Source organism: Staphylococcus hyicus (genome assembly GCF_000816085.1).
Classification (GTDB): Bacteria; Bacillota; Bacilli; order Staphylococcales; family Staphylococcaceae; genus Staphylococcus; species Staphylococcus hyicus.
Genome location: NZ_CP008747.1, coordinates 601650 through 615341, shown reverse-complemented (window position 1 = coordinate 615341; position 13692 = coordinate 601650). Strand labels below are relative to the sequence as shown.

Below are 13692 nucleotides of genomic sequence, written 5' to 3'. Positions count from 1 at the left end.
CTACGACGTTATCGTTTCAATCACAATGTTTTTTATATCTATATTAATAAAGTTGACGCTGTTGAATCCATGATCTTAAATACTCATCTATTATAATAGAAGATTGACGTAACGACGCAATATCTTTAACGTTTAATAACGTCATTATTTTTATCATTTGTTCATGAAAGGCAGTTAAATATTCAATCCCTGCGTCAACCCCTTCTTCTTGAACAATTTGAAGAATATGACGCGACATTCCAATTCCTTCAGCGCCTAAGCGTAAAGCTTTAATTGCATCAAGAGGGTTTCTAATACCACCACTTGCGAGAATATGAATCCGATTATTTAAATTACGTGATTCTAATAATGAAACCACAGTTGACTGCCCCCAGTCTTGCATATAAGACATGTCTTTCAATTTACGTCTTTCGTTTTCAATCGTAGCAAAATTTGTACCGCCTTTACCACTGACATCAACATAAGCAACACCGCATTGAATGAGCGCACGAATGGTTTCATAGCTCATACCAAATCCAACTTCTTTTACGATTACTGGCACATCTACACCTGCTACAATGGACGCAATAGAGGTACGCCAATGTTCAAAATGCCGACTCCCTTCAGGCATGACTAACTCTTGAGGCGCATTCACATGAATTTGTAACGCATTTGCGTCAATCATATCTATTGCGCGTTTGGCTTCTTCAAGTGTTACATCTGCGCTGACATTTGCCCATAAGTCACCTTTAGGATTTTCTTGTCTCACAATTATAAATGACTGTTTTACACCATCATTATTGAGTGCAGCATGCATACTTCCCACGGCCATCGGTATGCCAACTTCACGTGCGACTTGTGCCAGTTTCTGATTAATCTCTAATGTCCATTCTGATCCCCCTGTCATCGCATTAATGTATAACGCTTTGGACAATTGAAAATCTGGAAATTCAGAAGACATTGAAACATCACACGTATTCATACTTGGAATCGCATGATGAACAAAGTGGATGCGATCAAAATCTGATATTGGTAAAGACGATTGTGCTAAAGCTAATTTAACATGTTCATTTTTTCTCATCTCTCTTTTGTTAACCAACCAGCATCCCTCCATATACTCATATTAATTTAACTATATCATATTTTATACAAGCAGAAATGCGTGAATATTGTAAAATAGGTTAATATAGTATAAATGCCAAAAATTGAAGGAGTGTTTCTCTTGTTACAGTACCCTTTTTATCATAGAAATGATGTTCAAGATGCATGGATAGATCGTAATGGTCATATGAATGATGCAGAATATGCGCGTGTATTTAGTTTAGCGATTGATCACTTTCACGATCAGGTCGGCTTAACGAATGAAGAACGTGATGCCCGTCACTATACTGTTTTCACCTTAGAATCTCATATTACTTACTTAAAAGAATTAAAAAAAGGCGTCCCTTTTAAAATAGAAGTTGCTATATATGATTTTGATGAAAAACGAACGCACTTCTTTTTAACATTAATCAATGAAGATACAAACGAAACTTGCGCAACAGCTGAAACGATGATGATGGGAATGAGTCGAGCAACACAAAAACCGGCACCATTTCCAGACGACATTTATGCGATGATTCAAACCTATGCACAATCACAAGGTGAAATTCATTTTCCGAAACAGCTCGGACATCAAATCGGCATTCCTCGAAAAAAATAAAGCGAGACTGCTTTGAAACCATCACCCTCAAACGCTATCTCAAAAAAAGGTGTGCAGTACCACTCATGTTAGTACTGCGCACCTTTCTATGCGTCTACTGCGCCTCGCGCAATCATATCTTGCTTTGTAACAATAGGATAATTTTTGAAAATGAGTGAGCCTACAAATCCCCAAATGGTACCGATTATAGCCATAATTGCCCCGTAAATTAAAACTGTGCTCCAATGATTAAAACCAAACATCACTAAAAATCCTGCAATAGGTGTAGCGGTTCCTGTGGCATCGTTAATCATTCCGCTCATCGCAATCACTAATCCTGCTGATGCACCGCCTAAAAAGTTGGTGATATATACGGGAATTGGATTGGCTGAGACAATATCTGCTTGTGAAAGCGGTTCAATGCTCACTGAAATCGTTGATTTGCGGTCACCTAATTTTAAACGGTGAAATAACGTTCCATTCATAAATGCTGAACTAAAAGCAGCCATTGCGCCAACAGCCATTGGCACACCTGTTAAACCTAACAATGCCGTCAATGCCATAGAACTAAGTGGTGCTGTTCCTACAACAGTAATAATACCACCTAAAATGATACCCATAATAATCGGATTAACATCCATTGAGCTTTTAATAATATCTCCAATTTTTATCAGTGTACTATCTACAACAGGTGTTAAACCAACAGCAATGATTCGTGCTAATGGCGCAATGACAATAACTGCACCTAATAAATCTAATCCATCCGGCACGTATCTTTCTGTATATTTCATCAAATAACCAATGAGGTAGCCTGCAAAAAATCCCGGAAGTAAATCCATACCACCACATGCTGCGGCTATCACAAGTGCATAGACAGGTGAAACCCCAATCGCTAATGCGGTTAAACCAGCGGCTGCAACGCCACCAAGTCCTCCAGCAGCATCACCTAATTGTTCCAAAAATTTTATACCAAAAACCTGTCCACCCACATATTTGTTAAACGCTTCGACTAAAAATGAAGCAATTGCAGCATTAGCCAATGCTCCCATAGCCCGCATCCCACTTGGCGCACGATATGTAAATAATGTAAAAACCACGAGTACTAAAACTAAAAATAATGTTCCTATCAGTAAATCCATGCCAATCCCCTTTCAGTATCACACCTCTCATATTGAGAGGAAGCGCGATGTATGCACTTAGATGTAACGATTAATCATAAATTTTATTTTACTAAAAAAAATACATGATTGCACGGAACAATCACGTATTTCTATATATTCTATTTATGATACGTTCACGAAATTGACTTAATCAATCTAATTGAGTAGGTGTGAACATGTATACCGCTTCAAAATATTATGTAAAAATCAACGTATGTTTAAGGTTGTTGTATCGTTTTACGGATTTGTTTTAAAACTTTACGCGACTCTACAATTGGATATAAAGGGAATGCCGTTACCATATCCTTATATTGGTAAAAATGAATCGGTTGTAACTCAGCTTTAAAGTATGAGTCTAATTTAAGCATATCCGGATAAAATAATTCAATTGTCCCTCCAAACATATAGACTGGTGGCAGTCCACGCACAGGTCCATATAATGGTGAAATTTTTGGATGCTTAATTTCTAAATCATCAGCCCAGACTTTTGCAATAGTTTGTAGACTTGACACATTATGAAGTGGATCTTTCTTTTGAACTTGCTCTGTAATATCTGGATTAGATAAGGATAAATCAAGCCAAGGTGAAATCAGATACACTTGACTTGGCAGTGGTAATTCTTGCTCTTTTAAATGTTTTTGAACAAAACTCAACGCCATGTTAGCGCCTGAACTATCTCCCATAATCACAATATTCGAAGGCTCAGTTTCTTTTAATAAACGACGATACGCCGCTTCGATGGCTTCATGGGTTTCTTTATATGTGTATTCAGGTGCTTTCGGGTAAATTGGTAGCACCACTTCATGTAAGGTTTCATAGGCAAGTTTATCCATAAAACGCCAATGAAACACAGAGGGTTGCAAGACAAAAGTACCACCATATATGTAAAGAATTTTATTCTTTATGTGATGTCCAAAATTGAAACGAAATACTTGCATATCATCAAACATATCTTTGACCAAGTTAGATTTCACATTAATTTGATCCGGTTGTTTATGTTTTTCTTTATTTAAAACTTTTCTTTTTTCAAGAAAAGCATCGATTTCAGCTTGTGATTTAAATTTCATATGACGTTGATGCGATAAATAGCGACCCATCAAGTTACTCATGACATAGCGTTTCAATACAATCCCTCACTTTATTAATAAGTATGAATAGTTCCATTATAATACGTTTTTATCTTGAATGCTTTCATATTTTAGAAATTATTTCAACGGAATATACGATACGAACTTATGATGAGACACCCCCATCAAAAAGGAAACTCCTCCAAACTCGATAAATATCATTTTCGGCGCTTACGGGGTTATCAAGATAATGCGCAATCTATTCTATAAAGAATGTCTATGATTTTATAAATGGATGTACTATAATATGTGATATATTTCAATCTTAACTTTTATCTGAAGAAACTGAAAGGAGTCTTTATGAAAGTTTCAAACGATTCAACTCTAGCATATAGAGATCACTTACAAGATCATACCTTACATAGAAGTCAATTAAATCCAAAAAAACGTCGCTCCTGGGTTAGTTTTATTTTAACGCTCATCGCACTTGTGCTTTCTGTAATCGCTGCATTTCATATGTATTATCATACGTTATTTAAAATACAATTTTTAGATCAAACAGTGAATTACCAACAATTTAAGGATGTCATTCAAAATTTAACGCATCAATCTTTAATAGATACCCACGATTTAGAGAGCAACCTTAATATGTTGCTCACTATGATTAACATTTTTTTCATATTAATTTTTATTAATATCGTACTTGCAATTTTAACACTTGTATTCAATCGTACATTTATTAAATTATTAAACCTCATCATCGCAGTATGCGCCACACTAATTCCAATTGCCATTTTGTATATTGTAAGAGAAGCAGCGAAAGCCTTAGCATCTAAATTCGAACCTTATTTAGGGCATGTGAATCCATCTACACTACTTGTGGAATCAAACGGGTTACACAATGCAATTATTTTCTCAAGTATCGCAACACTTCTTTATTTTGTAAGTTTATTTTTCAGAAATCGACGTCCAAAACGTTAAATCGCGTATAAAATAGGATAGACGTGAAATAGTGACATCATATACATGTCATTATTTCACGTCTATCCTATTTATTTTTTATATGAACGTATGAATTAAAACTTAGAAAATCGATAACGCATTAGTGTTTGATAAATATGATCCATTTTGGCTGCGTCAAATTCAGTATTCGTATCAATGCGCCACTGGTTTAAAGATGAAATGATGGCTGTTTGAACATAGCCAAATACTTCAGATGGAAAGCGTTGATCATGTGGTAATGTGTTGATATGACACTTCACATCTTTATGTACTGTTTGTGTAAAAAATTGAACTAATACTTTATAAAAATTAGCATCATTTTCTTGTGTTTTTAAAATATCTCTAATCGGCGCATTTAACGTCTGTTCAAGACACGTGAATGGTTGAATCATCCTTTTATTAATATCATTTTTAAAATAAGGCTGTGTTGCCGCTTCAAATACATGTATTAACAACTCATTTTTATCTTTGAAATGCTTATAAAACGTCGTTCTATGTACTTTCGCTTCACTACAAATTTGATTAATTGTAATTTTAGAATAGCGCTGCGTTTGAAGTAATGCGACTAAAACTTCAGTCAACTTGGAGATTGTTTTAATAATTCTTAAGTCTTGCTTCTGAATCCTAACCACCCCATTCCCCCTTTAATAAAATTTCATTGAATATGCTTTACATTTCATTATTAAATCATACATTCATTAAAATTGTACTTAATCACAGGATGCATTTATCTACAATCAATCTAATCTGTAGAAAAATTGTGTTTTAATCAACCCTTAAAAACCTAACTTATCCTATAGTAACTGATTCAGTCAATTAATTCTAAAGATATGCATAATTATTATTCCTTTTATATTACATTTTAATCTTCAATCTTTGAAAAAACACAATTTCTAATGCTTTTTGTATGAAACTCTAGATAGAAAGAATTATTTTTCCCCCTTAAACTAAAGAAAGACCTTCAAAATTCATATGCGAATGAATTTTGAAGGTCATATATAAATCAACAAATGAACTGGTTTTATAGTTATTTTAAAATCATAAACAGAATTTAAACCAATATGCTTTGCATATCTTAAAAAACATGTAGCGAGGATTTACGTATATGTACATTGTACCTACAATCACATATTGACGACTTGGACTACACATCGTTCAACGCCTTTTATCGATAGCGTTCGTAGTTCACAATTTTCAACTGATCACCCTCGTTATCACCTTTTAACAAGTAATGCCCTTGTAAATTTCGACCTTGATCGTCTTCATTTTGTACAACAACAGAATAAAATTGGCCATTGCGACTTACATTCATGACATCTGATGTTTTAAAGGTGGGGATACGATCATTTTTCACATTAGCAACCAAATGATTATAATAGGCGCTGTCTTTTAAAACATATTTACCTAATGTTTGAGTCGAATTTGAGTCTTGTGCATCACTTAAAGTTCCAGTATAAGATTTAAAAAAGTCATTGATTTTATTTAAAATTGTATCTTCATGTTCTTTGTTAAAGTCGTTTATTTCAGATGCATTGAAAGATAATGTTACAGCATTAACTGTTTTTAAGTCATTTTTCTTAATCACTTTTTCTTCAGTTTTAAATGTCTTACCGTGACTTTTACCTTCTGCTTGTATCGTTAAATCTTTATTGACAGGAAAAGGTCCAAATCCTTGTTCACTCGTATAAGGCAATTTTTCTCCATTGATGATGACTGTTTTCTTCTCATCTAAACCTGATGTGTTTTTGAGATTAATATCAACTTGTGCAGTATCAAAATCTTCTGTGACTTTCATCACTTCATTGTGACTTGATTTCGAACTGAAGCGTAATTTCCCTTCGAATGTCCCACGATTCGTTTCTTTTTTTGCTGGAATGACATAATCGCCCGGTATGTAATTTCCTAACGACACTGTCTGTCCCTTTTTGACAACAACACTTTTTTGACGGCCATCTGCTTCAAACTGATATGTTGCATCTAAGTTTGCTTTAATTTCTGCTTGTTTTGTAGGTGCTTGGAAACTCAAATTATCAAAAATGAGATATCGTCGCCCATTTTTGCTTATTCGTAAGACATTTATCTGGTCTTTCGTTTTAATATATTGCGCTACAGTGCTATTTTTATCGAGTTGATGTACGGTATGATACACCGATTTTTCAAATTGACGCATCCCAATTTCTTTCTTAATGAATTGGATATATGTCGCCGCTTCTTTTCTACCCACTTTATTCCCTTTAGAACTAAGCAACGTAGACACTCTAGAAGCATCATCATTGTCAATCGCATTAATTAATAATTCTGCTTGTGCTTCTGGAGAATTGTAATTCCTAAGCAATAAAAATAAAATAAATAATAATATAAGAATAAAACCAAAGATTGCAACAGGAATTATTTGTCTTAATTTAATTTGTTTTTCACTTTGTTCAGCTTCTTCTCTCGTTTTCAATTTTGGCGATGGATGCTTCAATGATTGTTTCGAAAATGAAACTTGATAATGGCACTGTGCACATATCATGTCGTCACCAAGTCGTTGATGCTTACAATGTGGACATGGTTTCATTTTGCATTCACACCTCCTTACAGCGGTTAATATCGTATTTATTTTACGTGAAATATCATTTTTTGACCTCAATCATAAGATGTATTTCTCTATGGCCGTTACATTTTTTTCAGATGCGTTTTGACACGTTGATCAATTTGCTCTAATACTGCATGTGTTTGTTCAATTTGATCAATAGGAATATCCGATAACATTTCTGACGCTAAATCTGCAATAATTCGTCTTGACTCTCTGACATAATTGACGCCACTTTCTGTTAAAGCAATATATTTTAAGCGCTTGTCATATGAATATTCTAGATGCACCCATTCAACTAATTTTAATTCTACTAACTTTTTTACACGACGGCTTACTGCTGCTTTGTTGACACCTTGTCTTATTGTAATTTCTGTTAATGTAAGTGCTCTATCATGAGATAGCATTAATAAAACACTGGATTGTTCGTTAGAAATACCGTACTTATTTCGTAAATCTTTCAATAATGTTGCCGTAAGTGCGTTTAAATTCACCATAAATTCGCCCATAAACCCGACATGCATCGACATTTCTTTAGTCATTTTCATTCCACCTCATCATTATACGATTCTTAGTATCACATATTACGATGCCCATTCTAGTTATTTTTTTATTTACAAATCAACATGTATAATAGCGATACATGATTAAACTTGATTCATACATTATTACATCTAAATAACATTTAAACACATTCGTATGATGACTAATAAAACTATCAATTGAAAGGTTAAGGGCATTGCTCATGTTTTTTGTCTCACTTATTATAACATCTCTCATCTTATGTTTGCTTTTTATTATTACAGCAAAACGTAAAATTAATGTTCGTATAGAATTTTTTAATGTGATGTTTATGTTAAACATGATTTTAGTCACATTTATTCAATTTACACAATTTCATCAATCGCGTCAATATAGTATTGCGGTTCTCATCATGTTCTATCTTTTATTTCTCAAACGTCATCATTTTAAAACAAGTCACGGACGTCGTCTCATATTATCTATAGCATGTCATACTTTCGCACTCATTGGTGTGTCTGAAGGACTTTCACTTTTGTGTGAAGTTACACCTTGGTACCTTTCAATACCTTTTCAATTATTACATGCTATCCTGTTAGTATTTATATTGACGTGGCCGATTTATCTCTATTTGACATATTTGCTTTCAATACGCTTACCCAAATTTCAGACTGACATCATCCTCGTGTTAGGTGCTGGCATATATAGCGAAGACGTCACTCCAATGTTAAAAGCACGATTAGATGGTGCGCTAATGCTATATCACAAACATTACCGTAACGCTCAATATATCGTATCTGGGGGACAAGGACCTGATGAACCTATACCAGAAGCCTTAGCAATGTATCGCTACTTAAAACATCACAATGTATCCTCTGACGCTATCATCATGGAAGTACAATCTACAAACACAATAGAAAACTTTAGACTTTCTACGCCTTATATCCCACAGAAACAAGGCATTTGTGTAACGAGTGAATTTCATTTATTGCGTGCGTTACGTATCGCACAACGTGAGCGTTTAACATTTGTAGGGTTCGGCACACCTTCACCAATCACGTTACGTGCAAAAGCGTTAATTCGTGATTATTGTGGCTTAATGTTGCACTATCCTGTGTTATGGTGCACGTATTTAAGTGTGCAAACCATATTAACCCTGTTTTGATGATGGCCATCATGATTTACAAATAGATGTTAACATACATTTAAGTTTGTTATATTCGACCCAATCCATTCATAAGCGACTTGCTTTTAATTACACTTAAATCATTGGATATGAATCGCTACAACTGTCTTTAATGACATATTTGTGTCCCTAAACGTTAGAAAAAGGAGTGAGACCTTGAAATCATTTCGATTTCTGTCTCACTCCTTTTTATGTGACGCACTGAATGACTTTTAATTCGATTTTGTGACTATTTTCCCATCATCTAAGTAAAGCATACGGTCTGCGTATTCAAATAAGCGTTCATCATGCGTTACCATTACCCCTATTGTACCTTTAGATTGTACTTGTTCTTTAATCATTTCAACAACTTCTGTCGCGCGTTTCGCATCTAAACTGGCTGTAGGTTCGTCAGCAAGTAATAATTGTGGTTGATTCATCCACGCACGCATAATGGCAACACGTTGTTTTTCTCCCCCAGATAACATATGTGGATAGGCATCAATACGATGACTTAATCCGATATCATCTAACAATTGTTTAGCGCGTATTTCTGCTTCTTTTTTCGTCATTCCCGCTTCTTTTCCAACTAAAATCAACTGATCTTTTACTTTTAAATAAGGTAATAAATGTGAGGATTGAAAGATAAATCCTATATTTTTTAATCGTTTTGAAGTAAGTGCTTTTTGTGATAATTGACCAAAGTCTTCACCGTTTAAAGACATTTGACCTTCTGTTGGTGATAATAATCCACCCATAATACTTAATAATGTGGATTTACCAGAACCTGAGGCACCATTTAATATAATGAATTCCCCTGGTTGAACCTCAAAATCAATTCCTTTTAGTACTTCTGTTTTAGCGTCGCCTTTACCAAATGTTTTAATTAAATTTTTTACTTTTAAACTCATTAGTTGCCCCCTCCAATCGCTTCAATCGGATCTACTTTAAGCACACGTACGAGTGATAATAATGCCCCTATGATAGCTACTGCGATAAAAACGATGACCATTATAATCATCAAATCAGAAGTCAGATGGAATGGCATTGTGACAGGCATAATAGTTGATAGTAAACTAATAATAGCTAATGCCACCCCAACACCAAAAAGTGTCACAAATAATATTTGAAAGAGGAGTGACCCTAATAAATGCCCTGTTTTAATACCAATGGCTTTTAAAATACCGATTTCAGATGTTTTTTGAATCGTCATCACATAGAAAAATGCCGTTAACACAATCGCAGTTATGACAAATAAGCTTACAATCATCATTGTGAGCGGTGCTTGCTCAGCTTGATAACTTGGAATACCGTCTGTCAAATCTTTATGATTCACCACTTTGACATCTTTAATATCTTTCAAGCTTTGAATATCTTTTTGATTAACATCATTAAGAAAATACATTGACGTTGGCGTATGATTACCTGTCATTTGATCTAATCCTTTTTCAGTGACAAGCGCAAAATCAGTGTGCGCATACATCGCATGATTAAAAAATCCTGTAATTTTGAGTTCTTGGTCTTTCCCTTTAATTTTTATTGAATCTCCAATGTTTAACCCTTCACCTTCTAATTTACTGTTTAAAGCCACTTCATGATTGTTTTGAGGATATTCACCTGATTTTAATGAAGGTTGTTCATTTTCAGGCATTGATCCAAATAATAAATCACTGTTCTTACCTTTATATTCCGCAGTGCCCATACTCGCTTTAAATGGTTCAGTCTTCACAATTTTTTCAATTTCTGTTTGTTTATCTGGACTTATATTCGAACGCTGAATTTGGTTATCCGCATCTTTTTGTATCACGAATTGTCCGGATTTAAATTGATCAATAAGCGAGACATTTTCACGTGCCAAACCTTTTGCTAATCCAGATATAAATAACACCATACTCGCAAGTAACACGACAATAAATGTGATAAGCAAATATTTGAATTTGTAAAATTTCAATTCATTTAATGCTACTTTCATAATTGAACGCCCCTTTTCTTTATCTTGTACACACAGTATAAAAAGGGTTTATGAACTGAATATGAACAAATCACATGTGCTGTTACTTTTTTTTGCAATGAACTACAATATTGTGCAGATATATCTCCTTCATAATTCAAGATATAATGAACCTTCATTTACGCATGACTGGATTACACCTATAATAATATAAGAGAGAATTGAAAAAAGGATGTGATATCCATGGCTGTTACTTGTTTAATTGTTGATGACGATCCAGAAATTTTAGATTATGTAGCTTCACGCGTTGAAAAAGAAGGCTATCACGCTGTAAAAACGCCAAGTGGTGAAGCTGCTGAAGCTTATGTTGCTCAACATGATATTGACATTGCGATAGTGGACATCATGATGGATGAAATGGATGGTTTTGAACTGTGTCAAATTTTAAAATATGACTATCACTATCCTGTCATCATGCTCACTGCACGCGATGCATTAACTGATAAAGAACGTGCTTTCTTAGCGGGTACAGATGATTATGTAACAAAACCTTTTGAAGTTTCTGAACTCATGTTTCGCATTAAAGCTGTGTTACGTCGATACCAAATTCAAACAAACATTCATTTACAATTAGGAAATTTAGAAATTGATCAATCTCAACTAGAAGTTAAAGTGGATAATAAAGGAATGATATTACCAAATAAAGAATTTGCACTGCTCAGTTTGCTTGTGTCGTATCCGAAACAAGTATTTGAAAGAGAAGCATTGATAGAGAAAATATGGGGCTTTGATTATGATGGTGATACACGTACTGTAGATGTACACATTAAACGTTTGCGGGCGCGGTTAAAAAAATTAGGTGCAAATGTACAAATTGAAACCGTACGTGGTATCGGATATAAGGTGACAGACAATGCTTAAATCTCTATATACACGCGTGGCTTTATATACGCTTACAGTCATGATTATTAGTGCTATTGCAAGTTTTCTTTTAAGTAATATTTATTACCACTTTGAACTAAAATCTCAAAATGATGCAAAATTAATGTCAACACTCCAACATGCACATGCTTATGACCGTGCTTCAAACGAGAAGGAACTTCATGAGTATTTTAAACTGTTAGGACATCTAAACTATCAGCTGAAAGTGTATGATACGTCACATCATAGTCGCTTTTATGGTGAGCCTTTTCGAAAAGATAATATTTCATCATCTGCCGTAGACAAAGTACTAAACGGTGAAGATTATCACGGGGTGAAAATGCGACCGTTTAATCCAATTATCACTGGTTTCTTTGATAATGAAACGCAAAATACAGTTGGCACATCTTTTAAAACAAATGATAAAACGTATGCTGTCTTTATGCGCCAAGATGTCGGTCAAGCCCTTGGCGAATTTCGTATTTTTTTATTTGTGTTGTTGCTTTTATTAGTTAGTTTTTCAATTGCACTTGTTATTTGGTCTACCTACTCCATAGTTAAACCCGTGAAACAACTTAAAATTGCCACACAACGTATGATGGATGGAGATTTTAAAACACCTATCGCTAAAACACGAGAAGACGAAATTGGCACACTCCAAGTCCATTTTGATTCTATGCGCCGTGCTTTAAAACAATTAGATGATATGCGTCAGCACTTTGTTCAAAATGTTTCTCATGAAATCAAAACACCATTAACCCATATACACCATATACTCAGTCAACTTCAAGTCGAAACATCTAAATCAAAGCAGTCTCAATATATACAACAAATTTATGATGAAACACATCGCTTAAGCCAACTGACACGTCAATTGCTACTATTATCAGAACTTGATAATGATGAGCATTTAGCATTTGACGACACCGTTCCTTTGAAAGATACAATCTTAGAAATTATTAAACATGAATCGTATAATTTGAATCAAAAAAATATTGTGTTATTACACGACTTGTCCTCACTTCAAGTAAAAGGAAATCAACGTTTATTAACGCAAGCAATAGAAAATGTGATTCGTAATGCCATCAAGTATACGCATCAAGATGGAATGATTGAAGTCACATTAAACCGAAATCCCGAAAATAATGCAGCAATACTTACCATATCTGATGATGGTCCAGGTATATCAGCTAACGCGCAACAACATATTTTTGATCGTTTTTATAAATCGACATCGCATACCGATAGTAATGGATTAGGTTTAGCGATTACTCAAGATATTATCGTACGTCATCGCGGTAACATTACAGTTTCGAGTATTCTTGGTGAAGGTGCTACATTCACTATAAGATTACCGTTAGTATAGATGATACTAGCACAAGACCCTACAACAATCTTTCATTATCAATGTCGCACTGTTTTATGGCATCACAAACAACGCGTGCACATCATAGCATTTTGAATCAAAATAGCCAGCAAAATTCATTTAATCATGAACTTTGTTGGCTATAATATTTAACATTCTTTTTAGACATTAAGTTGTCAAGATATGATGTGAAGATATTATTTTAATTGACGCCTTAGACGAGACTTCTGAAGCATTATGGCGACATCGAAAACCATCTTGTACATGTAGACATCTAGAGTATTCATCGTCTACACTCAAATCACT

The 13692-nt window shown here is 34.3% G+C and carries 13 protein-coding genes; 5 read left to right on the top strand and 8 right to left on the bottom strand.

All coding sequences use genetic code 11. The features are described 5' to 3' along the window. Positions 1 to 43 precede the first annotated feature (43 nt). A complete protein-coding gene (gene fni / locus SHYC_RS02605; RefSeq protein WP_231912815.1) occupies positions 44 to 1060 on the bottom strand; it encodes a type 2 isopentenyl-diphosphate Delta-isomerase in 1017 nt (338 codons plus the stop codon). Between the two features lie 114 nt (positions 1061 to 1174). Here fni and SHYC_RS02600 point away from each other — a divergent pair, with 114 nt between their 5' ends. Then, positions 1175 to 1681: a thioesterase family protein gene (locus SHYC_RS02600; protein ID WP_052257793.1), complete on the top strand. Its 507-nt coding sequence runs from the start codon at positions 1175 to 1177 to the stop codon at positions 1679 to 1681. Positions 1682 to 1767: 86 nt separating this feature from the next. Here SHYC_RS02600 and SHYC_RS02595 read toward each other — a convergent pair whose 3' ends face one another. Continuing rightward, positions 1768 to 2799, bottom strand: a complete 1032-nt coding sequence (locus tag SHYC_RS02595) for a PTS sugar transporter subunit IIC (RefSeq protein ID WP_039644277.1) — start codon at positions 2797 to 2799, stop codon at positions 1768 to 1770. A gap of 239 nt (positions 2800 to 3038) precedes the next feature. Further along, positions 3039 to 3944 (bottom strand): alpha/beta hydrolase fold domain-containing protein, encoded by a 906-nt coding sequence (locus SHYC_RS02590; protein WP_039644275.1) that lies wholly within the window; start codon positions 3942 to 3944, stop codon positions 3039 to 3041. Positions 3945 to 4247: 303 nt separating this feature from the next. Here SHYC_RS02590 and SHYC_RS02585 point away from each other — a divergent pair, with 303 nt between their 5' ends. Then, entirely contained in the window at positions 4248 to 4868 is a 621-nt protein-coding gene (locus SHYC_RS02585) for a hypothetical protein (RefSeq protein WP_039644274.1), read from the top strand. Between the two features lie 95 nt (positions 4869 to 4963). Here SHYC_RS02585 and SHYC_RS02580 read toward each other — a convergent pair whose 3' ends face one another. The 3 genes from SHYC_RS02580 to SHYC_RS02570 form a co-directional block, all read right to left on the bottom strand. After that, the gene (locus SHYC_RS02580) at positions 4964 to 5521 is read right to left on the bottom strand and encodes a TetR/AcrR family transcriptional regulator (protein WP_052257792.1); all 558 of its coding nucleotides are present in this window, start codon (positions 5519 to 5521) and stop codon (positions 4964 to 4966) included. 533 nt (positions 5522 to 6054) lie between these two features. Beyond that, positions 6055 to 7449 (bottom strand): membrane-associated protein TcaA, encoded by a 1395-nt coding sequence (locus tag SHYC_RS02575; RefSeq protein WP_039644271.1) that lies wholly within the window; start codon positions 7447 to 7449, stop codon positions 6055 to 6057. Between the two features lie 98 nt (positions 7450 to 7547). Beyond that, positions 7548 to 8006: a MarR family transcriptional regulator TcaR gene (locus SHYC_RS02570; protein WP_107632828.1), complete on the bottom strand. Its 459-nt coding sequence runs from the start codon at positions 8004 to 8006 to the stop codon at positions 7548 to 7550. Between the two features lie 320 nt (positions 8007 to 8326). Here SHYC_RS02570 and SHYC_RS02565 point away from each other — a divergent pair, with 320 nt between their 5' ends. Continuing rightward, complete coding sequence (locus SHYC_RS02565; RefSeq protein ID WP_052257866.1) at positions 8327 to 9148, top strand: YdcF family protein; 822 nt, start codon at positions 8327 to 8329, stop codon at positions 9146 to 9148. Between the two features lie 233 nt (positions 9149 to 9381). Here SHYC_RS02565 and SHYC_RS02560 read toward each other — a convergent pair whose 3' ends face one another. Beyond that, positions 9382 to 10059 carry an ABC transporter ATP-binding protein gene (locus SHYC_RS02560; RefSeq protein WP_039644266.1) on the bottom strand — a complete coding sequence of 226 codons (678 nt, stop codon included), beginning with the start codon at positions 10057 to 10059 and terminating at the stop codon, positions 9382 to 9384. Continuing rightward, positions 10059 to 11120 (bottom strand): ABC transporter permease, encoded by a 1062-nt coding sequence (locus SHYC_RS02555; protein ID WP_039644264.1) that lies wholly within the window; start codon positions 11118 to 11120, stop codon positions 10059 to 10061. The genes SHYC_RS02560 and SHYC_RS02555 overlap by 1 nt, the downstream gene beginning before the upstream one ends. Positions 11121 to 11342: 222 nt before the next feature. Here SHYC_RS02555 and SHYC_RS02550 point away from each other — a divergent pair, with 222 nt between their 5' ends. Further along, positions 11343 to 12020 (top strand): response regulator transcription factor, encoded by a 678-nt coding sequence (locus tag SHYC_RS02550; protein ID WP_039644262.1) that lies wholly within the window; start codon positions 11343 to 11345, stop codon positions 12018 to 12020. Then, positions 12013 to 13386, top strand: coding sequence for a sensor histidine kinase (locus SHYC_RS02545; protein WP_039644260.1), 1374 nt, complete (start codon positions 12013 to 12015; stop codon positions 13384 to 13386). The genes SHYC_RS02550 and SHYC_RS02545 overlap by 8 nt, the downstream gene beginning before the upstream one ends. The last annotated feature ends 306 nt before the right edge of the window (positions 13387 to 13692 follow it).